General features: G+C 22.5%; 36 protein-coding genes. 4 read left to right on the forward strand and 32 right to left on the reverse strand.

From position 1 onward, the window contains the following. Window positions 1-3 precede the first annotated feature (3 nt). Genes atpF through upp form a run of 5 tightly spaced genes read right to left on the reverse strand, consistent with a single transcriptional unit; the run spans window position 4 to window position 2,734 of the window. Window positions 4-531, reverse strand: coding sequence for a F0F1 ATP synthase subunit B (gene atpF / locus AACL05_RS08005; protein WP_281749184.1), 528 nt, complete (start codon window positions 529-531; stop codon window positions 4-6). Between the two features lie 15 nt (window positions 532-546). Continuing rightward, on the reverse strand, window positions 547-846 hold the full coding sequence (atpE, locus tag AACL05_RS08010; protein WP_338961295.1) for an ATP synthase F0 subunit C: 300 nt from the start codon (window positions 844-846) through the stop codon (window positions 547-549). Window positions 847-872: 26 nt separating this feature from the next. Beyond that, the gene (locus AACL05_RS08015; protein ID WP_338961297.1) at window positions 873-1,679 is read right to left on the reverse strand and encodes a F0F1 ATP synthase subunit A; all 807 of its coding nucleotides are present in this window, start codon (window positions 1,677-1,679) and stop codon (window positions 873-875) included. Further along, window positions 1,680-2,036, reverse strand: a complete 357-nt coding sequence (locus AACL05_RS08020; protein WP_338961298.1) for a hypothetical protein — start codon at window positions 2,034-2,036, stop codon at window positions 1,680-1,682. 53 nt (window positions 2,037-2,089) lie between these two features. Continuing rightward, the gene (gene upp / locus AACL05_RS08025) at window positions 2,090-2,734 is read right to left on the reverse strand and encodes a uracil phosphoribosyltransferase (RefSeq protein WP_308699596.1); all 645 of its coding nucleotides are present in this window, start codon (window positions 2,732-2,734) and stop codon (window positions 2,090-2,092) included. A 456-nt stretch (window positions 2,735-3,190) separates the two neighbouring features. Between upp and AACL05_RS08030 the strand changes: the two genes are divergently transcribed. Continuing rightward, window positions 3,191-3,652, forward strand: a complete 462-nt coding sequence (locus AACL05_RS08030) for a hypothetical protein (RefSeq protein ID WP_338985984.1) — start codon at window positions 3,191-3,193, stop codon at window positions 3,650-3,652. A gap of 1 nt (window position 3,653) precedes the next feature. Here AACL05_RS08030 and AACL05_RS08035 read toward each other — a convergent pair whose 3' ends face one another. Further along, window positions 3,654-3,965: a hypothetical protein gene (locus AACL05_RS08035; protein ID WP_338961302.1), complete on the reverse strand. Its 312-nt coding sequence runs from the start codon at window positions 3,963-3,965 to the stop codon at window positions 3,654-3,656. Between the two features lie 56 nt (window positions 3,966-4,021). Next, a complete protein-coding gene (locus tag AACL05_RS08040) occupies window positions 4,022-4,774 on the reverse strand; it encodes a UPF0236 family transposase-like protein (RefSeq protein ID WP_338961304.1) in 753 nt (250 codons plus the stop codon). 481 nt (window positions 4,775-5,255) lie between these two features. Between AACL05_RS08040 and AACL05_RS08045 the strand changes: the two genes are divergently transcribed. Then, a complete protein-coding gene (locus AACL05_RS08045; RefSeq protein WP_338961307.1) occupies window positions 5,256-5,411 on the forward strand; it encodes a hypothetical protein in 156 nt (51 codons plus the stop codon). Here the strand turns inward: AACL05_RS08045 and AACL05_RS08050 are convergent, their stop codons facing one another. The 3 genes from AACL05_RS08050 to AACL05_RS08060 form a co-directional block, all read right to left on the reverse strand. Beyond that, entirely contained in the window at window positions 5,412-7,454 is a 2,043-nt protein-coding gene (locus AACL05_RS08050) for a hypothetical protein (protein ID WP_338961310.1), read from the reverse strand. Window positions 7,455-7,617: 163 nt separating this feature from the next. Next, complete coding sequence (locus AACL05_RS08055; RefSeq protein WP_338985985.1) at window positions 7,618-8,637, reverse strand: hypothetical protein; 1,020 nt, start codon at window positions 8,635-8,637, stop codon at window positions 7,618-7,620. Window positions 8,638-8,655: 18 nt separating this feature from the next. Beyond that, window positions 8,656-8,778, reverse strand: a complete 123-nt coding sequence (locus AACL05_RS08060; RefSeq protein WP_338961314.1) for a hypothetical protein — start codon at window positions 8,776-8,778, stop codon at window positions 8,656-8,658. A gap of 528 nt (window positions 8,779-9,306) precedes the next feature. On the opposite strand from AACL05_RS08060, the gene AACL05_RS08065 reads away from it, so the two are divergent. Beyond that, on the forward strand, window positions 9,307-10,257 hold the full coding sequence (locus AACL05_RS08065) for an IS30 family transposase (RefSeq protein ID WP_338960236.1): 951 nt from the start codon (window positions 9,307-9,309) through the stop codon (window positions 10,255-10,257). Window positions 10,258-10,276: 19 nt separating this feature from the next. On the opposite strand, the gene AACL05_RS08070 is transcribed toward AACL05_RS08065, so the two are convergent. The 18 genes from AACL05_RS08070 to AACL05_RS08155 form a co-directional block, all read right to left on the reverse strand. Continuing rightward, window positions 10,277-11,908, reverse strand: coding sequence for a hypothetical protein (locus AACL05_RS08070; protein ID WP_338985986.1), 1,632 nt, complete (start codon window positions 11,906-11,908; stop codon window positions 10,277-10,279). 357 nt (window positions 11,909-12,265) lie between these two features. After that, window positions 12,266-13,609 carry a hypothetical protein gene (locus AACL05_RS08075; protein ID WP_338961321.1) on the reverse strand — a complete coding sequence of 448 codons (1,344 nt, stop codon included), beginning with the start codon at window positions 13,607-13,609 and terminating at the stop codon, window positions 12,266-12,268. Between the two features lie 14 nt (window positions 13,610-13,623). After that, complete coding sequence (locus AACL05_RS08080) at window positions 13,624-14,796, reverse strand: hypothetical protein (protein ID WP_338961325.1); 1,173 nt, start codon at window positions 14,794-14,796, stop codon at window positions 13,624-13,626. A gap of 18 nt (window positions 14,797-14,814) precedes the next feature. Continuing rightward, on the reverse strand, window positions 14,815-15,192 hold the full coding sequence (locus AACL05_RS08085) for a hypothetical protein (protein WP_338961328.1): 378 nt from the start codon (window positions 15,190-15,192) through the stop codon (window positions 14,815-14,817). A 16-nt stretch (window positions 15,193-15,208) separates the two neighbouring features. Further along, entirely contained in the window at window positions 15,209-15,397 is a 189-nt protein-coding gene (locus AACL05_RS08090; RefSeq protein WP_338961331.1) for a hypothetical protein, read from the reverse strand. A 23-nt stretch (window positions 15,398-15,420) separates the two neighbouring features. Further along, window positions 15,421-15,642 carry a hypothetical protein gene (locus AACL05_RS08095; RefSeq protein ID WP_338961334.1) on the reverse strand — a complete coding sequence of 74 codons (222 nt, stop codon included), beginning with the start codon at window positions 15,640-15,642 and terminating at the stop codon, window positions 15,421-15,423. Further along, complete coding sequence (locus tag AACL05_RS08100; protein ID WP_338961337.1) at window positions 15,635-15,793, reverse strand: hypothetical protein; 159 nt, start codon at window positions 15,791-15,793, stop codon at window positions 15,635-15,637. The genes AACL05_RS08095 and AACL05_RS08100 overlap by 8 nt, the downstream gene beginning before the upstream one ends. A gap of 16 nt (window positions 15,794-15,809) precedes the next feature. Next, on the reverse strand, window positions 15,810-16,634 hold the full coding sequence (locus AACL05_RS08105) for a hypothetical protein (protein WP_338961340.1): 825 nt from the start codon (window positions 16,632-16,634) through the stop codon (window positions 15,810-15,812). Between the two features lie 306 nt (window positions 16,635-16,940). Further along, complete coding sequence (locus tag AACL05_RS08110) at window positions 16,941-17,138, reverse strand: hypothetical protein (protein ID WP_338961342.1); 198 nt, start codon at window positions 17,136-17,138, stop codon at window positions 16,941-16,943. Window positions 17,139-17,140: 2 nt separating this feature from the next. Beyond that, window positions 17,141-17,386: a hypothetical protein gene (locus AACL05_RS08115; RefSeq protein ID WP_338961344.1), complete on the reverse strand. Its 246-nt coding sequence runs from the start codon at window positions 17,384-17,386 to the stop codon at window positions 17,141-17,143. A gap of 102 nt (window positions 17,387-17,488) precedes the next feature. Next, the gene (locus AACL05_RS08120) at window positions 17,489-17,644 is read right to left on the reverse strand and encodes a hypothetical protein (RefSeq protein ID WP_338961346.1); all 156 of its coding nucleotides are present in this window, start codon (window positions 17,642-17,644) and stop codon (window positions 17,489-17,491) included. 126 nt (window positions 17,645-17,770) lie between these two features. Then, window positions 17,771-17,902: a hypothetical protein gene (locus tag AACL05_RS08125; RefSeq protein ID WP_338961348.1), complete on the reverse strand. Its 132-nt coding sequence runs from the start codon at window positions 17,900-17,902 to the stop codon at window positions 17,771-17,773. A 3-nt stretch (window positions 17,903-17,905) separates the two neighbouring features. Then, window positions 17,906-18,199, reverse strand: coding sequence for a hypothetical protein (locus AACL05_RS08130; RefSeq protein WP_338961351.1), 294 nt, complete (start codon window positions 18,197-18,199; stop codon window positions 17,906-17,908). A gap of 114 nt (window positions 18,200-18,313) precedes the next feature. After that, window positions 18,314-18,508 (reverse strand): hypothetical protein, encoded by a 195-nt coding sequence (locus AACL05_RS08135; RefSeq protein WP_338961352.1) that lies wholly within the window; start codon window positions 18,506-18,508, stop codon window positions 18,314-18,316. A gap of 70 nt (window positions 18,509-18,578) precedes the next feature. Further along, window positions 18,579-19,007: a hypothetical protein gene (locus tag AACL05_RS08140; RefSeq protein ID WP_338961355.1), complete on the reverse strand. Its 429-nt coding sequence runs from the start codon at window positions 19,005-19,007 to the stop codon at window positions 18,579-18,581. 8 nt (window positions 19,008-19,015) lie between these two features. Further along, window positions 19,016-19,219, reverse strand: a complete 204-nt coding sequence (locus tag AACL05_RS08145; protein WP_338961358.1) for a hypothetical protein — start codon at window positions 19,217-19,219, stop codon at window positions 19,016-19,018. Further along, the gene (locus AACL05_RS08150; protein WP_338961360.1) at window positions 19,212-19,382 is read right to left on the reverse strand and encodes a hypothetical protein; all 171 of its coding nucleotides are present in this window, start codon (window positions 19,380-19,382) and stop codon (window positions 19,212-19,214) included. Before AACL05_RS08150 ends, AACL05_RS08145 begins: the two co-directional genes overlap by 8 nt. Further along, entirely contained in the window at window positions 19,354-19,776 is a 423-nt protein-coding gene (locus AACL05_RS08155) for a hypothetical protein (protein ID WP_338961362.1), read from the reverse strand. The genes AACL05_RS08150 and AACL05_RS08155 overlap by 29 nt, the downstream gene beginning before the upstream one ends. Before the next feature lie 945 nt (window positions 19,777-20,721). Between AACL05_RS08155 and AACL05_RS08160 the strand changes: the two genes are divergently transcribed. Further along, a complete protein-coding gene (locus AACL05_RS08160) occupies window positions 20,722-21,129 on the forward strand; it encodes a hypothetical protein (protein ID WP_338961363.1) in 408 nt (135 codons plus the stop codon). 69 nt (window positions 21,130-21,198) lie between these two features. On the opposite strand, the gene AACL05_RS08165 is transcribed toward AACL05_RS08160, so the two are convergent. From AACL05_RS08165 to AACL05_RS08180, 4 genes are all read right to left on the reverse strand, one after another. Beyond that, window positions 21,199-21,795, reverse strand: coding sequence for a hypothetical protein (locus AACL05_RS08165; RefSeq protein WP_338961365.1), 597 nt, complete (start codon window positions 21,793-21,795; stop codon window positions 21,199-21,201). Window positions 21,796-21,877: 82 nt separating this feature from the next. Beyond that, complete coding sequence (locus tag AACL05_RS08170) at window positions 21,878-22,576, reverse strand: hypothetical protein (protein WP_338961367.1); 699 nt, start codon at window positions 22,574-22,576, stop codon at window positions 21,878-21,880. Window positions 22,577-22,636: 60 nt separating this feature from the next. Continuing rightward, window positions 22,637-22,885, reverse strand: a complete 249-nt coding sequence (locus AACL05_RS08175) for a hypothetical protein (protein ID WP_338961369.1) — start codon at window positions 22,883-22,885, stop codon at window positions 22,637-22,639. A gap of 83 nt (window positions 22,886-22,968) precedes the next feature. Continuing rightward, window positions 22,969-23,349, reverse strand: coding sequence for a hypothetical protein (locus tag AACL05_RS08180; RefSeq protein ID WP_338985988.1), 381 nt, complete (start codon window positions 23,347-23,349; stop codon window positions 22,969-22,971). Window positions 23,350-23,377: the final 28 nt, after the last annotated feature.

Below are 23,377 nucleotides of genomic sequence, written 5' to 3' on the forward strand. Positions count from 1 at the left end.
CCACTATTCCAAATTCTTAATAAAATCAGTAATTAATTGTTCATGTTTTTTAGCATTCATTTCAGCACCAATAATTTTTTTAGCTGCTTCTAATGCTACTACTTTGATTTCTTCGTTAATCTTTGCTTCTGCCTCTTTACGAGCACGAACTAAATCACGATTTGATTGATTAGTAATACGCATACTCTCTTCTTGCGCTTTATCAATAATTTGTTTACGCTTATTGTAACCATCATTTTGTGCATTAGCAATAATTTCCTGAGCTTCAATTTTAGCAGCTTTTAATATTTGACTAGCTTCACCACGATCTTGATTAGCTAATGATTGCTTGCAAGCAGCATCATCAAGTTTTTCTTTAATTACTAAATGTCGCGAATGTAAAGCCTTACGAAACGGAGCATAAACTCATCTTCAAAGTACCATTAATAAAATTAATGTTGCAAAAATATGAGCAATAAAAACAGGAAGATTGGGAAATAATTGATTAACAATATCATCACCTGATACTAAATCATTGAAATTAAAATTCATAAAATCACCTACTTTTTAATATTTTGCTACAAATATTAAAATTAGAGAAACAACTAAACCATAAATAGCACCTGATTCGGCAATAGCTGCACCAATAACAAATTGTGTTCTAATTTTAGATTCTACTTCAGGATTACGAGCAACCGCTTCAACAGCTTTACCAGCAGCAAAACCTTGACCAATTCCACTTCCTGCACAAGAAATAGTTGAAATTCCAGCTCCAACAAACTTTAAATTCATCAATCCATTAGGATCAGCTGCTAAATGATTAAAAAAATGAAAGACATGTGTCATTACTGTTGTTAATAATTCCATAATAAATAAATTCTCCTTTTTGTATTTTATTTTTTTTCCATAATTGAACGTTCGGTATAAATTTCTTCTTCATGATTTATTGCTTGTTGTTTACGAAGTTTTTTTGGTAATTTAATAGTAAGTTCTCCCTTATGAGAACTTCCTTCTTCCATTTGTAACTTCCAATAAACAAGAGTTAAGGTGCCAAAAATTAAGGCTTGAATGCTTCCAGCAAATAAATCAAAATAAATATGTAAGAATGGTCCAATTACACCAATTAATAAATTCATCTGACCAATAATTGGGATATTACTTCAAATATTAGCAGTTACCCCATAAAGCATTGCCAAAATAATACTTCCACCTAAAATATTACCAAATAAACGAAAAGATAAAGAAATCAAAGGTGCAAATTGAGTAATTAATTCTAGAGGGTTAATAATAAATTTTTTAAAAAATAAAAGTTTCTGAAATTTAATAGCAATATAATATATTCCAATAAAAGTAACTAATGCCATTGATAAAGTAACCGTATACATTGATGACTGTGGTTCAAGACCAATAATCGATAATCAATTACCAATTAAAATATAACCCATTACATATAACAAATAAACTGTCAGGTTTTTATACTTTACACCAAGAACATCAACAACAATTTTTTCAAATGATTTAATTATTAATTCAACAACTAAAACAATACCTCTTGGATCTTCATCAGGCTTCATTCGTTTTACTTTATAATAATAAATATAACTAATAACACTGATAAAGACTGTTGTTATCAAAATTGTTACCAATTGTGGCATAATTTGTAAATAGTTCCAACTTTCCAATCCAGCTAAAGTTTCCATTTAAATTCCTTCTTTTAAGTTATTTTTTTGATATACACATAACGTTGCAGTAATAGTAGCAACCATCAATATTGACATTCCGGCAATTATAGTAAAAATATTAGCAAAATTAAAGAAAATATTCAAAACTATAATTGAACCATAAATTAACATTCTTAATAAGAATCCAAAATATGCTAAGGTTTGTTTTAAATGTATTCCGCTGGTTAATCATTTTGACGATAAATATAAAAAACATAACCCAATCATACTTCCTATAAAACCAATATTAAATCCAGTAATTAATAACCAATCGTTTGTATTAATTATAACAGTTATAATTAATCCTACATTAATTAATAATCAATAGCATAACATTGTAAAAAGTATTGAAAGAAAAAGGTTATTTCTAATTTTTTCCATTAAAATATTTATTTAGTTCCAAAAATTCGATCACCAGCATCACCCAATCCAGGTACAATATAACCATCATCATTTAATTCTTTATCCAACGCTGCTAAAAAAATCTTAACATCAGGATGATTATGATTAATTTTCTTAATAGCTACTGGTGCTCCTACAATGGAAACTAAAGTAATGTTTTTAAAACCTACTTTTTTTAATTCTTTAATAGCAGCATCAGCAGTACCACCAGTAGCAAGCATTGGATCTAAGATAAATACTAATGCATCACTTATATTTTTAATATTTTTAGGATATTTAAAAAAATATTTTTGTGGTTTTAAAGTTTCTTCATCACGATAAAGACCAACATGACTAATAATTGCATTAGGTACTACATACTCAAATCCATTTGTCATCCCTAATCCTGCTCTTAAAATCGGAGAAAGAATGATTGTCTTGGTTAATGTTTTACCAATAACTTTAGTAATGGGTGTTTCAACTTCAATTTCATCAAGAGGAATATCTTTAAATACTTCATAAGCCATTAACGTTGCAATTTCGCTTAAATTCTCTTTGAAATCTTTTTTTTGGGTTAAGTGATTTCTAATTCTTGTTAATTTATCTTGTATTAAAGGATGATTAACAATAAACAGATTTTTACTACTTTCCACTAAAAACACTCCTTTATCTTTAATGCGTATATTTTCAATAATTTAAAATATATACTAATATGAAATTTTACGCCTTTTAATTTATAAATCAATAAAATAACAATAAAAATAACGAAAAAAGATAAAAGATTTATTCAAAAATTATTTTTTTAATTGTTAATAACATTCTTATAGTTCAAAATTAACTAAATAAAAATATAATTTATAAATTTTATTTTAAAAACTTTGTTTTTATTTTAAAAAATTATAATCTAAAATATAAATTGGGATATTGTCAAAAATCCGAAATAAATTAAATCTATATAGTCTTATTATATTTTAGACAAGAAATAATTTGGATTTTTATGAAATTGTAACTTTATATTACTATTTTTTAAAATATATTTCAACTAAAATACTTATAATTAAATTTAGTAAGTGCTAAACTTATAAAGTAAAATTAAGGAGAATTTAAAAATGAAAATTAAAGCACTTAAAAAATTACAGTTAGTAACTGTATTATTATTTGTTTTAACTATTTTAATTGTGATTACTTTACTATTATTACTAGGTTTATTTCATGGAAAAGAAGTAGTAACTGTTAAAAACAATAATTTATTTAAAAATACAAAACCTTTAATATATGAATATAACGGTTTTACTTTATGAAGTAAATATAGTTGATATTACATATTAACCAATAATAATATTTGCCTTAAAAATTTTGGAAGTTGTTATATTATTCATAATTCTTATAGTTATTCTTTATTATGGTTAAAAATTGCAGTTATCTTTTCTACAATTGTAGTTCCAATTTTTGTGTCTATAATTTTGTCATTAACATTCTTTATTATTGGTTTAAAAAGAAAAATAAAAAATAATAATTTTTGAGATGCTATTGCAAATTGTGAAATAATAAGTAATTATTACATTCATTAAATTATGTTTCTAAATTTATCTTATTACATTTAAAAATAACCATTTTTATATAAATCAAAATATTATATGTTCTATTACCAAGCATTTCTTTTAAAACATGTCAAATATTAGTTTCAGTAAAACAACCTATATTTCACTTTGCACCTTGATTTTCAATGCCTTGTTTATTATTTTTAAAATACTGTTTCTTTAATTTTTTATGATTATCTAATTCTTTATATAAATATTTAATTAATTGTTCATATTGACCATTATTAATTAAATTTTTACAGTGATTATATTCGTTTAAATATTTTTCTTTATTTCCAGCCATTATTCCAAGATATAATGTTCTAATTAAATGAAATTTATCTAAAACAAATTGTGCACCTAAATAATCAGCAACTTCTTTAATTCATCCTGCACTATCTCCACAAATAATAATTTTGGCTTCTTCAATATTTTCGTAAAATTTTTGACAATGTTCTTTAACAAATTCAGCAGTTTTTTTAACTCCAATTTTGTTTTTGTTGGTCTAATAATTGCTTTTACTCTTTTATTTTGTATTTTGTGATTAATATTATCTGTATATGTTACTATTAATCGCATAGAGTGTTTTATACCTTTACGTTTAAAATTTCAAAATTTTCGATGACCATCATCAATTGCTACAAAAATAGGTTGATTTTTTTCTAGTTTTACTTTTTCTGGATTTGCTTCAACTATTTCGAAATTTTTAAAAACTCTATGAACAGTACTAACACTAATACCTGCTTTTTTACAAATAGCACAAATATCACGATATCTTTTCCCATCTGCAAAATTTTCAATAATAGTGTCTTCAATATCTTCACCAATTCTTTTATATTTAGGTAATTCTAATTCTTCATCTAGTAAACAAATACGAACTCATTTTTGTAATTTTTCATCAAAATATTCATAAATTCTTCTTTTATAAGTCACCATTCCATATAATGTTTTTCTTGTTCGATATTGATAATCAACAATTTTATATTTCTTTTTATCTCTTGTATTTTTTATTCTTCAATCTCATTTTTCTCATTTTTTTGTTATATGTTCTAAAACTAATTTATCAAATTTAGCATATTGTTCTCTAAAATTTCATTTATAATTAAAATTCATATTTAAATTCTCCTAATCTGTTTCTGTACCAATTATTAATTTTAAATTGCATAAATTTAAAGTGTTAAAATATGACAAATTATATTAATAATCTATTTTACTTGATTTTATCCACAATAATCCACATAATAATGTAATTATGAATAAAATAATGGTACTGCGAAAAAAAGTACTTTCATATTTACAATATAATAAACAAGTTATATATAATTAATAGTATAGGTATCACAAAATAAACACCTTTAATTTAGGCGTTATTTTGCGTTTAAAAGTATACTTGTAAAAATAGTGAAAAATAGTACAATTTAAAAGTAACATCAAGGAAAAAAGGAGTAATTTAATATAAAAATATGAATAAAAACAAATTTAAATAAAATAACATTAGCATTAGCACTAACTGGTGCAATAAGTGGAATAACTGGTTTAATAATTGGTTCACTAGCACATAATCAAACTAATGGTTATAAATCATATTTAGGACATGACTATACAGTCTACTGGGGGGGCTGGAACAACAATATGAGAAAGAAAAACTAATGATAAACACATAATAGATTTGTATTTTGATAAAGATAAACGTATTAATACAGATTTAAAATGAGATGGTCAATATCCAAAAGGATATTTTAATTGATAATTAAATTTCCAAATTAATGTATGAAATATTATCGTTATATTTATCAAATAAATTAATATTAGTTAAACTTATTTCTTGTTTATCGGTTATTAAAATTAAATCATAATTTCCGGCACCAAATATACCACTAATTTCAATCCGATTTAAGTTATTAATTGGATTTTCAATTTGTAATTCAAATTCATTATTATTATCAATTTGTAAAATTTCTTTATAAAATTCTAATTTAGAAAATAATTGAGATTTATTTGAACCATATAAGTTTAAAGCATTTTTAATTTTATTCTTATTAATAATTGCTCTTGTAAAATATTTACCATATTCTCCATTACCTAATGTTCAATCAGCAGGAATTAATGATGGAATATTATTACTTTCAATTTCATTTGTAATAGATAATCAGTTAAATTGATTATCATCTAGTTTAAATAATTCATTTTGACTAATATCATTATTTTTCAATTTAATATTATTGATATCTGAAAAATCAAAATATTCAGATTTTAATACAACTTTTGCATCTTTAAATTCTCAAACTTTATCTGGTGTAGAATGTATAGGATTTGATTTTATTTCAAAATAATAAGGTAATAATAGTTTAAAATCATCATTTAAACCTTTATTAATAGATAGTATTGAATAAATATATTTAGATAACATAATTACTATTTGTTTAAATATCTTAACTTGTGGCAAACTTATATAATTTGGATAATCTAATTCTCATTGTTTAAATAAATTAGTAATAACATCATCGGGCTTTTGATTTTCAAATTTAGCACGAAGTTTTGTAATATCAAAATTTTCATCACCTTGTTTAAAAGATATTCCATCAAAATTACGATTATAGGTATATGTATAAGTTAACATATCTAATAATACTTTTTGCAAACTATCAATTGGTGGTTTATCATTTATTTCTAGTTCAACATCATCAAAATTCTGTGATAATTCAATAACAATATTTCTGCTTGGATATGGTGGGTTTGGTTCTTGATGACTATATAATAAATATTGTTCATTCTTTTTCATTTCAAAATCAGCTAATTTTTTCGGTATTGGTGATGGTCCATCATATTTACCAATTTTAGCATTAGTTACTCTTGCATTATTAATAATTTCTTTTCTTGTTTCACTTCCACCACCAATAGCAATTAAATCTAAAACTGATTTTTCTTGTCCAATAAATTGTTTTGCTAAATTTCATGGTAATATTTGTTCACTAAATCATTGTTGTAATATTCTAACTTTTGGTTGAGTTTCAATAGGCATTGATAACAGTGGAAATGCTATCTTATCTTTAACAAATAATTTTGGGTATACTTCCATATTATCAACTTCACCAAGTACTTTTATATTGCCGAAAATCATGCTTCTAGGGGCTTTAATTTTTAAACAAGTAACTTTTGTATCCTTATCTAATGGTTTTTGTAATTTAATAATGATTGGATAACCATCTCTTGTTTTAAAGTCTTTAATTTTAATAATAGTTATACTTTTAGTACTTCTTGTTTTTGGATTTTGATAAGGTTGTGAATAATTATTAATAATATATAAGTTATCAATATTATTTTCAGTTAATGGTTCATTTATACTAACTGCATATAACTTAAATTGATTTAATAAATTTATTTCTTGGAATATTAAATTTTTAATATCAGTCATACTATATTCAATAGTATTATCATTAATATTAGTACTTGCTCTTTGATTTAATTGCATAGTAAAGTCTGATGTTTCAACAGCAATAGTTTTTAATACTTTATCAATATCAATAAAACCAATTTTAATAGTATTTTCTGAAAATCTTAAAGTATTATTTTCATTATTTTTAAATAAACGTTCAATTTCATAAATATAAATTGTTCTTTTTTTAAATTCATCGTATGCTCTATTAATATCTGGGTCACTAGTAGCACGCATCATATTAGTAAAATCATAAGGAATATTATCAATTAAATAATCATTTTCTACTTCTGCTTGATTAAGTTTAGTTTGCTTCTGTTTTTGTGGAAACTTCGTTTGTGGTTTGCTGTTGTCCATTGTTATCTCCTATTAATTGGTTATTTTCTGGATTAAATAATTTTAATTTAACAGTTAAGTTATTAATTTCTTGTTCATCATTAATATTAAAGGTTTTACTATTTAATAAATCTTTATCTACACGTACTAATATTTGAATAAATTTAAGAATATCAATATTAAATTATCATAATTTTTGTTCAATATAATTAATAGTTGAAATATTTACTGCTGTACTTTCTGGAATTGATTGTTGTGCAGATTTCTTTTGACTTGGTATATGAATACCACAACGTTTAAATATTTCATTAACATTTCAATCGTATATATCAGTTAAATTTTTACCTTTAAAATTACTATTTGTCATATTGATATTTTCGTTTTGTTCATTATTATCTCCACCACTTTTAAATATGTAGTTTTTAGTAACCAAAGTTCTTACTGCTTCTTCTAATGTTGATTGTACATTTCCATAAGTTTGACTAAATATAAATTTGGGTGAATTTAAAATTGTATCTAAAACAATTTGTTCATAAATAACATCTAATGCTTTAATTTTATCCATTACTTTATTACAATCTGCTAGTTCATTTGCTTTATTTCTCATAATTGCTATTGGAATATAATTAATATTTAATATTTGTTCTTGTTCTAAATTGGGATTATTAATGAATGATTTAAAATCTAATGGAAATTGTTTTTTATTATCACTAATACTATAAATTGCACGATTAATAGTTACTTGTTCATTATTTAATGTATAAATTTCAAATAATCTTACCATTTGTGCATTTTGCTCATAACTATCATAAAAAATAGTGCATTGAATTAATTTACTAGTAATATCATAAACTCTTTGTTGTATATCAACGACTTGAAAATATAAATCATCATTAGCAATAAAAATTAAATAACCACTAATTCCTAATTTACTTAATTTAAAAATAGAATTTCAATTTTTTCTATAAAATTCTTGTTGAATTAAATATTTCGTAATAACTTCATTATTAATATCTAATGGAGCATTATATAAATTAGCGTTATTTTCTGCTACAAAATCAGTGAAATAAGTTTCATGATTAAAATCATTAAAACCAAAATAACTTAAAATAGAAGCATGTGTACTTTTACCTTTTAAAAAAGTTAATTTAGTTTTTTCTTCATTATTAGTGCTTTTATCTTTTCTTAAAAATCTACCTAACATAATATTCACCACCTTTTTTTAAAATATTTGATTAATTTTAAATACAATTTTTATAATAATAAATATAATTAAACCAGCAATAGCTGATGATAATATAACTCCTATTAAACCTAAAATAATTTTTATAATTTTAAAAAACATAATCTTATTCCTGTAATTCTTCTAATTTTCATACATTACCTTTTAAATTACCTTTTCCAGTATAAATAGTAATCCATTTTGCATGTTGAACTGATAAAATTACTATATTAGCACTATCATTAAAGGTTTGTATTTGTACACCAGCAATTTTGTTATCCGTTATAATAAATTCTTGAATAGTATAAACTGGATTATATATACTTCAAGAATAATAAACTCTATAATGTTTATTCTCTTGAAAATCATAAGTAATTTGTCAATTATCTCATTTATTTTTTTCTCTTGTTCCTACTTCTTTTCAATTATTTATACTTGGAGTTGGAGTTGGTTGTTTTTCTAATATTTCATTAATGGCTTGTAATAATTTTTTATTTTGAGTTTTTAATAATTTATATTCATTATTTTCTAATAAATCTTTACAAAGGCTGAGTTATACTTGTAAGTGCAAGTAAATAAAATTGCAAAAAATTCTCATATAAAAATTTCATAATGCTAAATTTAGTTTAGAAAAAAGTAAGGAGTTTTTATATGAGTTATAAACATCTTGGCATAGATGAAAGGATTTATATTGAGAATCAATTGAAATTTAAATTTAAAATTAGTGAAATAGCTAAAAATCTTAATCGAAGTATTAGTACTATTATTCGAGAAATTAATAGAAATAAAGATAATAATCATTATTTTTCATTAATTGCACAAAATAAAGCTGAAAATCGAAAACAATCACATATTAGTTTTCATAAGTTTAAAAATAAGAATTTAGTAAAATATGTACAACAAAAATTACTATTAGGTTGATCACCTGAACAAATTTATGGCAGAATTAAAAATTTTCATAAAGAGTGAGTTATTAGTTTTAAAACAATTTATACTTGAATTTATTTTGGAATGCTTGATAAAGTTACTAGTAAAAATTTAAGAAGAAAAGGTAAAAAACGAAAATCTAAAGAAAATCGTGGCAAGTTTAATGGTAAATCAATTAAAGAACGAGATATAAATGTTAATGATCGTATAACACTTGGTCATTGAGAAGGAGATACTATAGTATCATCACGAGGTAAAAGCAAATCATGTTTAATAACTTTAGTTGAAAGAGTATCACGATTTACTTTAGCAATATTAGTTAAAAACAGAACTACTAAAGTTATTAATAAAAATGTTAGTTATTATTTATCAATTCTTCCTAAAAACATTGTTAAAACTATTACTTTTGATCGTGGCAAAGAATTTTCAAATTGACAACAACTTGAAAAAAATTTAGATATAAAAATTTATTTTGCCAATCCATATTCACCTTGACAAAGAGGTACTAATGAAAATACTAATGGTTTAATTAGAGAAAAATTTCCTAAAAAATTTATTTTTTCAAAAACTAATAAAAATGAAGTTCATAAATTTATATTGTCTTTAAACCAAAGACCAAGAAAAATACTAAATTATCTTTCACCAATCGAATATTTGGATAGAAAAATAATTTAGTTGCACTTACCTTTACAATTTAGCAAAGTAATGAATTTTCTTCATCATGTAATGCAATTTGATTTGTTTCAGTATTATATTTAAAATAATCATTTGAAAATTTTTTATCTTTTATTTTTTCTTTTAACTCATTAATACCACCAACAATAGTTTTATCATTAGTTTCTAAAGTAGGAATTTCTTTACCAATAGCATTCATATAAAAAGCAATTGGAAATAATTCTTTTGTATCTTCTAATTTTTTATCAATTTCTGATTTATTATAATAATTAGTTAAATTTGCACTAATGGTATTAGTTTCATCAATATTAATATTTGAACCAACAGTTAATTTATCTTGTTTTTTATCTAATAAATTATTAGTTTCTAGTTTTGTGTAATAATCACTTTCAGTATGTTCTTCTGCTATAAATTCAATTGGTGTATCTATTCCTTGATATTGATATATTTCTTCTATATTACCAATTAAATTAATTTTTCCACGTTCAGGATAAGAATTACCTCCACCACTAAATTTTTTATTTCTATTGTCATAGTAAATAGTTCCAATATTTAAAATATTTTTATTTGAGATTTGTTCTTTATAAGTCATGGAATCAACATTTAACAATTCAAATTCATTAAAAACATTATTTAAATAAATTTTAATTACTTTATAAAATTTCATAAAGTCATTTTCTGTTGAATATTGATAACTGATTTTAATAAAATATCATTTAAATGTTTCTATATTATTATTTTCAACTTTCTTTCATAAAGGACTAGTTTCAATATTAAATCAATTATTTTTAACATCATTAATATTTTCGTTTGCTTTAATTAATTCACTATTTAATTTGGTAATTTCATTTTCATTTGTAGTAATTCGTTTTTGCTGTTTAGCAGAAAAATCACAAGTCGGTGCATGTGTATAATCACCAATTTGTGGATTATTTTGTAATGCTTCGGGTGGTAATGTACCAATTTCATCAGGTCAATCTAAAATCATTGTTTCAGTTTCTTTATCATAATCTGTTGCAACATAACCTTTATTAATAAATTTACTAACAGGACCTCTATATATTTCATTTTCATTATCATCAACTAAATCATCATATAATTTAATTTGTTTTAATAATGTAAATTCTTTTTGTTCTTTAATTAATTCATCAACTTGATTTCTAGTATAAAATGCTTTTAAGTCAATTTTTTCAATATCTATTTCATTATCATTATAACTTGAAAATATTTGTTTTAATTCTGTTAATCTTGCTCATATTTTCATTCTACTAGGTGCTAAATCTCAAACATTAATTGTAGGAGTACTATTTGCACTAAATTGATTACCATTATTAAATTGAATAGTAGCATCAACATTAAATTCAATTGGTGTACGATTAAATACTCAATGTTCAACCATAACATAAACTATATCTCTTAATGTTGCTTTAATTAATTCATCTTTAAAACTATCGAAAGGAAATTTAGATAAAATAAAATCAAAATAAGCATTAATATCATTTTGAGCGCGAATAGCAAAAGTTATAAATCAATCATTAACATTAGGTCATGTATTTATATATTGTTGTGGAGTTTCTGTAATTTTTCCAGTTAATGGATATCAGTTATTATAATTTTCAAGACTGACATCAGTTCAAAGTTTATTAATCATAATTTATCATTCCTTAAAAAATGCTTTTTTATAATGCTTAGTTTTTGTTTTAGTTTTTCTATGTGATATATGGATAATTTCTTTTTATAACTTTTTTTTACCTTTTTCTACAACTTGACTATATGCAAATTTTTCTAAATGATGTAATAATCCTGTTCCAAATAAAGTATTAACTGAAAATTTTAAACCAACAGTTTTAAATGATTTATTAATATTTTCAATAGGATTATTAATAACATTTACTACTTTATGATAAGTTCTAATAGTTCTAAATATTTCTCTATATACTTTAAAACTATCTCTAATTACTTGTTACACCACTGGTGGAGTAAATGCTATTGCTTTTAATCATTTATTTTAATTAACTCCATAACCAATGTATCAACCACTATATCAACGATATCAATGGAATGGATGTATTTGAGTAACAAAAGTTTCTGCTTTAAGAATACTATCAACAACTGTAATTGGTTTATATTTAAGATTGCGATGATAAATAGTAATTGCACATTTATCTAATGATAAAGGTTGAATTTTACAACCCATAAATACTGGGGAATTTAATGGAATTAATTGTGCATGTTTAATTGCTTTTTTCTCTGCACTAGTAAATAAATCAGTTGCTTTTTCTTTTAATTTATTAATTTTTTCAAATGCTTGTTTTTCTAACTTTTCAAATTTTTCTTGTAATTTATATATACTTTCTCGTAATTTTTCAAAATATGGAGTATCTTTTCAAAATTTATTTAAACCTTTTTTTAAATAAAATCTAATATCAAAATACTTAAAAATTTTATTTGCATTTAAAACAATCTTATGAATTAAACTATTTTTAAAATTAAATTTAATAGCATTAGCACGAATTTTTTGTAAATCTAAAATTAAAGTTTTTCCATATCTATTTTCTGTATGTATTGTATGAACTAAATTTAATCAATCATGTTGGTTCATAGATAGTACTTTTTTTAAATCAGTATTATATTTTTTTAAAAAGTTATTTGCTTTTTCAATATCTTTGATTTTAAATTTAGGAGTTAATTGTGGACTTAATTTTATTAATGTATTTTGTAATAATAAATAATCTTTTAATTCTTGTGCTTCTAATTTTTGAAAATTATTTTTATATTGTCTTTCAGCAACATAACCCAAATTTTGGATTATTGTTTCACGATTAGGAGCAAAACTATAATTAAATAAATAACGTTTATTACCAATAATTTTATCTGTTAAAATTTCTTTTCCACTTACTTGACTAATAATTTCTTGTAAATTTTTTGCTTCTTTAATACCAACTTGTTCTAATGTTTTAGTTTTTTGTACTAACTTAATAAATTTAGTTGTACGATAACCACGACTAATTTTATTAAGTCCAGCAAATGCTGGTAATATATTAAAAAAAGTATTTAATGGTGTTACATTTCCTTTTAAATAATCATAAACTTGATTAATAGTAAAATCAGTTAAAAACTCTACACCAACAGCACTAATACTAGCAATTAAATCACTTGCACCTAATCCAAGTGCAAAACTTTCACTTAATCCACCAGTAAAAGGAGCAAGTGCTACTGCTATAACTTGTACACCAATCATTTCTAAAATTTCTCATCAAAAACTTTTATTTTCTTGTTGGTTACTTGTTCTAGTATGTTTTGGTTTATTTATGTTTAAAAGTATTGCTGTACTAGTTGTACCAATTGGCATGATATTAATTTCCTTTATTTAAGAGTTATTTTAATTGGATTTGTTGTTCCTTTATAATTTAAGTCATTAACATTTGCAGTAATAGTTATATATAAGTCACCTGCTTTTTGTTTTTGATTACTTACATTAGTTTTTCCTTGTGCATCACTAAAATATTTAATAGTTGGATTTGTTAAATTTGGATTTAATGATTTAAGTTCATTAGTACTTTTTATTTGTGTATTTAATTCACTATTATTGTTATTAACATTTGCAGTAATATCAGTTGTTAAACTTGTAATTTTAGTTTTTAAATCAGTTTTTTCTGTTTTAATAATTCCACATAACATTCAACGTGATGTTGTTTCATTATTAGAAATATATGGTATTGCTTCACCAGCAACTTTATATGCTCTTCCTGCTTTATCGTCTTTAATAAAATCTACATAAATAACTGTATTTTCTATCATGTATCTTTTCATTGCTCTTGGTGTTGCTAAAATAAAGGTCATTAATTGTTGTTCATTTTTATCATTAGTAAAAATCATATAGTCATCAAGAACGATTTCACATAATACACCTTTTACATATAAATTATTTCCATTTAAACGTAATTGTTGTGCCAACTGATTATCGGTAATTAAACCTTTATTATCTGCTAAATAAACTAAACTATCATAAAGACCATTAGTAATAAAAAATTTACTATTTACAATGTTTCTAAATTGAAACAAAGTATTTCAAGCAGATAACATTGATTTTAAATAGCCTACTGGTGTTGTATCTTCAATATCGATTTTAGTAGCAAATTTTGCAATTGCTTGTGTATCATCAATTGCCAATTTATCTGCTAAATCATTTGCAACTTCATATTGCATACTATCTAATAAATTTTGTCCATTATTTGCTTTTAAATCTACATCTGCAATAATTTCTCCTGCAAGATATTTTTTAGTTATTTTTTTACTAATTTTATCTGTATCAACATATGGTAATTCATATCTTTTACTTTTATCATCCCAAGCAATAATTTTTACTTCCAGTTTTTTTGGTTTTTTAACAATAAACTCAATATTTACTGAGTCAACAATTTCAGTAGGAAAAAAGTTTGCCCATGGACTATTTGAAATTTTAAAAAACTCTATAAATTCTGGTGCTTCTACTAATCTCTCTATATTGTCTAAATTTTGATTAAATGGTACTAACATTTTATTTCTTCCTTTCGTTTATAAATAATTTTTCTTTTTATAATTAATTAAAAAATTTTCTTTATCATTTGGTTTATTATTAATAATTATTTGTTTATTACCACCTGTATTAATTGTTTGTTTAAATACTGGTTGTTCTTTAATCATTTTTTTAATAGTTTCTTCAATTTTTGAATTTTCTATATTACTTGTTTTAAATTTTAAAAAATCATAAAATTCAGTTTTAACTTGATATTTTTTAAATATATTAATCATTTCTTTTTCTTTAATTTCTTGATTAAGTTTATTTAACTTATTTTCTGCTTCATTAACTTTATTTTCTATTTCTTGTGAAGAAGCATTATTTTCATTTAAAGGTTCAGTTGTTTGTTGAACATTATTTTCATTTTCTAACATTTACATCACCACTTTTTTATTTATTTTCTTTATTAATCTTTTCATTTAACTTTGCTAATTTTTTTTGATTTTTTATAATTTTGTTATTTGCTCTAACATGTTTTGGAGTTGTGATAAATCTTTTTAATAAAACAATAATTTCTCTGCAAATTAATGTTCCAACACTTGTTCCAATAATTATTAATTCATGTAAAAATTCTTTCATTTGAATATTTTCCTTTCAATTGTTTATTTTCCGATTTCATTTTTTAAAATAAATTCAATAATATTATCAATTTTTTTATTTAATTTATTACTTAATTCATGTTGTTTTGGAGTTGCAATATCTTCATATCTATTAACTAATTTATTTCTTAAATCTAATGCTTCATTTAATCTTTCATAACCAAATTTAAGCGTTTTTTCTTTTCCTTTTATAATTTTTAAATCTTTTTCCATATCTTTATTCATTAAATTCACCTTTATTAATTCTTTCAATCATTGATTGTGAATTACTTATAACTTCTACTAATACAGATAGTTTTTTTTCTAATTCTTCTATTTGCTCGTTATATGTTTTTATTTCATTATTATAATATTCAAGTAATTTTTCTTTATTCATAAATTATTCACCTCCTTTATAAATTCATGTGATTATAATCTCAATTTAATGAAGCATTATCATGATTTAATGGTACTTCGCTCATATTATCACTACCATATTGACTAGTTGTTTCACTATTAATTGTGAATCTATTATCATTTACTAATCTTGCAGTTTCATCATTAAATGATGTTTCTTGCATTTCTTCATTATGATGTGTAGTTTCCATAGGTAATAAATTATGAATAATTTCAGTAGCACCAGCAACAATTGTAGGTATTGCATAAGCATTATTAAAATCATTATTAATACCCATTGCTACACCACTTGATATTAAGCATCCACCAGTAGCCATATTACAAATCTTTCTTATTGTTTCAAATTTATTAGGTATTAATTCAGTTAATCCACTAATAAGATTTGAAATACCATAAGCATTTAAACTAATATATGTATCTCAATCCATTAATGACTGATTTTCTTGTTTATTTAATAGTAATCATGGAGGACCTTCTGTTGTAGTTGTAGTAGTTATTGGAGTTGGTGTTGTTGGAATAATAGGATTAATATTATTTTCTGTTCATTTACTATAATTTGCTAAACCAACTGTTCCTAAACCTAGTAATATTTTTTTACTACTATTAATTAATTTAGTTTTAGTATTTGGTCTTTGATTTAAATTTCATATATCTAAACCTAATTTTTTACCAAATAATAAACTATTAATTGAACCTAATAATGGATTACTTATTACTTGACCATAATAAGCGCTTGTACCTATCATTGCACAAATTAGACTTATTCCAGTTCTAATTAATTTAGTTAAAGTATAATTTGATTGTGTATTTTCATTTGGCATTATTTAACTTCTCCGTTCATATTCAATAATTTTTCTAAAACATAATGATTTTTATCAAATTCTTTAATAAGTCATTTTTTTGTTTCTGATGGATTTTTAGTAACAAGAATTAATCTTTATATCATATAAATTAATTCTTGTTTATCTGTTCTATCAAAAATTACTTTTAAAATTTCATCTAACATAATTTATTCTCCTTTGTTTGTTTTTATCAGTTCTCTTATAACTTCCAATAAGGAATCTACTACATAAGAATTTAATTCAAATTCATAATTTCTAATTTTAATTTTTTCCTTCTGCATTTATTTATTCTCCTTTAATTTGTTTTAAATCATTTAATAGTTCTATAAATTTATTCATGTATTCTGAATAATAATCAATCATTAAATAATTATCATTTCAATTAAACATTACACATGTGTCACTTGTACAAAATTCAACATTATCAATAAAAAATAATTTTTCATCTACATTTCATTTAATTAAAAATTCGCGTTTAGTCATGGTTATTCTCTTTCTATTTCTAATTTTTTAATTGTTACTTTAATTCAACCTTGATAAACATCATTATCACCAACTATTAATGCAACATTACTTTCGGGATCAGAAACAATTATGTGTTTTGATTTAACATTTGGGTATAATCTTAAAATAATTGCTCGAATATCATTACTTGTATGAATTGCTTTGGGAAATGGTGATAATATTTCAATTTCATCTTTATTTTCAAACAAAGTAGGCAATATAATCATTATTTATTTCTCCTTATTTTTAGTTAAATTATTAACTATTATTTCTAAACATTTCATACATCAATTTTTACTTAATCAGATTCTTTTATTACATTTTTATATTTATTCATTATTAAATTCACCATTAATTATTTTTTGTAATAAAATATCAAGTACTAAATCTATTTCTGTACCATTATAGAATTTTTGTTGTTTTTTAATATAATTAATTATTTTTTCTTTATATTCATTAATATAATTTTCTTTTCTTTTTTTCATTAATAGCATCTACTATATCTTGACAAAAATAACAATATAAACGCATGTTATTATTTGGGTTTGGTTTTTTATTAGTTAAAGTTTTACATCCTTTTCCTATATTATCTACATAATCACATCTAGTCATTATTTATTACTTTCATTAATTTTATGTTTTTCAATGATTTCATTATGTTTTTTTAGTTCTTCTTTATAACTATCACTTTCAATTATTTTTAATGCTTTTTTTATTTTTTTCATGTATTCATTACTATTCATTATTTATTCCTTTCATTTTTTAAATCATTTAACATTAATTGAACAAAATGCACGATTTTTAGGGATGTTTAAAGTATTAAAAATTTGACCAGTTACAATAATTTCATCGTTTTTGTTTAATAAAATACATCGTTTATAAAATTTTGGGTTATTAAAAATTAAAGTAACATAGTTTAATCCATTTCACTGACCTCGAACACTATAATATAATTCTTTATTACCTTTTTCGTAATATTTTGCTTCAATAGTATTACTTAGTTTTACTGTTAATTTGACATAATTTGTTTTATCTTTCATGTTTATAATTTCCTTAAATAATTATCAAAAATTAATATTTTTTTATGATTTTTTAAATAATAGTACGCATAATTAGACTATCTACGAGAGTTTTATTAAGTTTTAACTTTAGAATTAAATTTTTATTTGACCTTTATCATATTTTCTTAAGCAAGAACCACATAAATCTACATCTCCACCAAATTTATCGTGTAAATGTGAAATATTATATAATGCATTCTTACCATCAAATACACAATAAAAACCAGGTGCCATTCTATCAGCTTGTGTTCTTTCCATTAATTCTTCAATAATATATAATCTAGACATTTTTTATTTCCTCCTAAAGTTTTTATAAATTTAATCTTTGTTCTTTGTTATCCAATTATGAATCTAAGGGTTAAAGTGATGCGCCCAAATAATATTGAATATGTTTATAAGCATCTTGTTCATGTTTTGTAAATTTTATATTTCCTTTATAATCTTCTATTTTACTTTTATTTTTTGGATGATTTTCGAAATAATCTCAGTTAAAAACATCTTGTACTAATACCATTAATGCACCAATAATTTTAGGAGTTGCTAATGGATTAGTTAATAATTGCTTTGAACTTAAAAAGAAATTTTCTACAATAACTAATATTTTTTTATTATCAAAATGATGTTTAATTGTTAAAAAGTATTCTTTATACAAATTTTTACTTTCTAAAACTGTTTTAGTTTTAAATGTTTCATTAAAAACAATATTATTAGTTTCATTTGAATATATAACAATTCCGTTATTACCAATACCAGCAGGGTCAATACCGATAATTAACTCATATTGCATTAATTAAGTTAACCTCTAATAACTGTTTTAATAATTTCTAAATCACAATTACATCAACAATATTTACATTCTTCAATAAATTCTTTATGACCACAAACTAAATTATCTTTTTTTAAATCATCAATCAGTTGAATTAGTCCTATTTTAAATTCAATATTATCACTGTCCGTTATGCAAATTGTTCCTCTTTTACTTAAGTATTCTTTATCCATATTTATACCTCCTACTTAACCTAATATTTAAAATACAGTCATAACAAATTGCTTTACTATTTTTATCTCTTAAAAAATATTTTCTTATTTTTATATCATTAGTATTAAAGAATAAATAATCTAATTTATTTTGTTTACATGTTCAACAAAAATACTTTTTCATTATGAGTTGAAGTTTCCTTATAAGAAGTAATTATATAATTAATTGGTAAATCATCATGTTTATATGGATTATTTATTTTAAAACCTTTTCTGTTTTCTTCTCACGTAATGTTATATTTAAAACAAGGATTAGTAATGTTTGTTTTGTTATCTGTTATTTCACACATAAATCAACTATTATGCTGTTCATAAAATATTAATGGTTCAAGTTTTATATCATTAAGATAATATTCTTTTGGAGCGATTGGTTTATTAACAGTTATTTTTTGGTCTTTAATATATGGTTCTAATAATTTTATTAATTCATTACCACTTAATTCTCTTTTAATATTTTCTAAATTAAAAACTCAATATGTATATTTATCATCAGCAATAAAACTATTATTTTTAACCATTCATTTTGGACATTGTAATTTTTATTCACCATAATCAATAAGAATAGATTGTAGTCTATCTTTAACAATTTGTTCTTTTTTAAATTCTATTTGCATAATAATCCCTTCCTAATATGTTCTGTTGCTTCTAGCATAAAGAACATATATTTTGATTTTTAGATTATTAATAATACTACTATTAGTTTTATTTATTCCAGAAATTCTGGGCTCAAAAATAAATTTTTCAAAAAAAATAAAAAATAAAACCAACACTTGCTCACTTGGTAGTGGCAAGGTTGGTTAAATAAAGAATAATAGTATGTTCCCCCACGGGTCTATATATACTAGTTTCCAATTCGCTCCCACCCCAAGAATTACCATTACTGGTTAGTATATTTTATTAGGTATCACTCCACTTTTTATTTATCCATGCAAGTCCACATGCTAGCTACTATTTTTAACAACTGTGTTGTAGTTCACTTTTTTAGTTCCTTAACACGTGTTGATAATAGTATTAAAGAGATTTATTAAAAATTTTAAAATTTTACAATTACAAAAAAAAGACAAGATTATTTCTTGTCTTTTTCCTTAATAACTTTGAGAATAATTTTTATTTTTTTAAATGTATATTTTTTAAAATACGTCGAATATAAATTTAAATTTAAGGGTTAAAGAGAGTAATTTTGTCTAATTTTCATTATTTTTCAAATAATTCATTTTTGGAAATAAGTTACTAATATGATAATTAATTATTTCGTAACTTTGACAACCGCCCTTATAAATTTAATAAATTTCTTTTATTAATATAGAAAATTATATATTTACAATAAACTATTAATAGTAATTTTTGTCTTATTTTTATCAAAAAAATCTTATGTTAAAATTAAAATATAAAACTTCATACAAGTTTTTAAACTATTATTTTAATTTTAAAATAAATAGTTTTTTATTTTGAAAGGAGAAAAAATGAAAAAAATTCAAAAATACTTTACATATACAGGCGGAATATTAGGTGGTAGTACAGCACTAAGTGACATAAGTTATTTTTATTATGATTTAATTTCAAAAAATAAGGAAGCTTTCCATGATCCAGAAGCAGGAATGGCACTCTTTTGACTAATGGTTGGTATAACAGGTTCAACTTTTATTGGAGCATTTTTAGGCTCTAAACTAGGGTATGGAATTAGCACTTCCATTTCAAATATTTATGATAAATGTTTTCCAACAAATATTTCTGATATTAATGTTGAAAGTAATAACGAACAACAAATATCTGAAAGAACTCCATTATTAAGAAACAACGATATAACAAGTATTAATAGTGAACAATTACCAATAATTAATGAAAATCATTGTCAATTAACTTTTTCATAAACTTAATAAAAATAAATGTTGGTAACTTACTAACATTTTTTATTTATGATTAAATAACAATAAAAAAAGTTACTGTTTAACACCCATTTTTTTCATTTCTTCATATAACTTATTATTATTTCTATTATTTCATGTACCAAATTGATGATTAAAAGAAGTAAGCAAAGGATAAGAAAACCCAAGTTCTACTAATTTTTTAATACATTTAAAATAATCTTCTTTTAATGGTAAAACAACTTCAGCAACTTTCTGTTTTCATGGTTGTTTATATTGAATACCACTATAAATATCATTTAATTCAGGAACAATAAAAACATAAATTCCACCAACACCAACTTCCATAAAATTATGTTTATTTGGATGAGGATATTCAAAAATTTTAATATGTAAAACCAAATGTTCTAATAAATTACAATAAACTAATCGATCAGCATATTGATAGGCAAATGGTGACTTTTGAGCTCATTTGGGAGTAGATAATAAAATTGCTTTATCTTCATCAATATGATGAATATATAAACCTTCTTTTCCCCTTGTTATTCCTTGTGATTTCTTAGACATTGTTGCATCTGAAAAATAATTTTTTGAAATACATCCATATTTATTTTTTAAAAAATTACAAACATTTTCATAATTCATTGTTAATAACTTTTCTACTTCTGACATGCTTACCCCATACTATACTACTTTATTTTTATGATAATAATGAAAATTAAGTTATCTTTTTTATTACCCAAAATAATATAAATTAATCTTTAGCAAAGGCTAAGAAAAAACTAAAACTACCATGTAATAAAAAATGATAATCATCTTCAATAGCATTAACATTAATATGAACATCATCAAATGTTTTAATAGATTCTGATAAAGTATGACCTTCTACATTAACAACATAGTCACTATCTTGTTTTGCTGTTGGAACAATAGCGTTAATTTTACTTTCAATTAATGATAAACAACGTAAAGCAATTGCTTCACCAAAAGTAGTGGTATTAATTTTAATTTTTTCTTCTTGCTTATCAATATTAATATTACTAATGTCTTTAGCCTTTGGTACTAATTTTACACAAGCATTAAAACTACCTTTTAAAATATTACTATTATTTGAAGCAGATACATTAACAGTAAGTGATTCAAATTTATTAATTTTAGCATACATATCATTATGATTAAGAATTGTTATTTTATAATCAGTACCATTTTCTGGCTTTTTTCCTTCTGGAACTAATTTACTAATTTCAGTTTGTACTTTAGTTTTAAATTTAATTAAAGCTATATTATAAATATCTTTATTTAATTCAACAGGAGCATTAGTAACTTCCATATTAATATTACTAATATCAACATATTTTTGATTTGCATCATTTACCTTATCACATGCAATAAGTAGTAAAGAAATAATGCTCGTTAAAAACATCGCTTTAAATACTTTTAATATTTTTCTCATAGTTTTTCACCTATTATTCTCTCGAAAAAACTAATCTTCTTAGTTTTAACTTTATATTTCTTAATTATTTTTGATTATTAACTTATTATTATTTTGTTTTCTTGAATATTTTTTATAACTATTTGTTCCAATAAAAATATAGTAAATTAAAATATTAATAGAACCTATTAATACTGATACTAAACCAAAATATAACAATAGGCTAACTTTAAAAGAAGAAAAAGAAAAAATAATTCCTAAAGTAATTAAAAAAAAGCCAGTAAATTGAATAAATTTTCAAATATTAAATTTAAAGTGTTTTTTTGACATAATTTTGCTCCTAATAATATATTTTGTATAATTATATCATTTTCACAAAAAAAGCAAAATTTTTAATTATTAAATAATAATTGTTATAAACTAATAACATGAACAACAAAACTAATTGCTTCTTCATATTTATTAAAAAGAAAAAATAAACGTTTATTTTGAAAATTAATTTCAATACCAATATATTTTTGTTTATTTTTTATATAATTATTTTTTTCTCAAAAAAATGTAATACTTTTAAAATCAACTAATGGTATTATTTGTAGTTCAAAAGAATCAATAAAATAAAGATTATTTTGTGAAATTAACAAGTCTATTTGATTTAAAGGTATAAAATCTGATGATTTGATAAGATTAACGTCTTTAATTTTATAACGTAAAAATAATTTTTTGGCAGCACTATATTCAGTTTTTAGCAAAATATTTTGGCCAGAAATCTTATTAAGTTCTTCATACTTTCCCAAAATGACTTTGTCACTATAATAAATATCT

This window comes from Spiroplasma endosymbiont of Thecophora atra, assembly GCF_964019735.1.
Classification (GTDB): domain Bacteria; phylum Bacillota_I; class Bacilli_A; order Mycoplasmatales; family VBWQ01; genus Spiroplasma_E; species Spiroplasma_E ixodetis_A.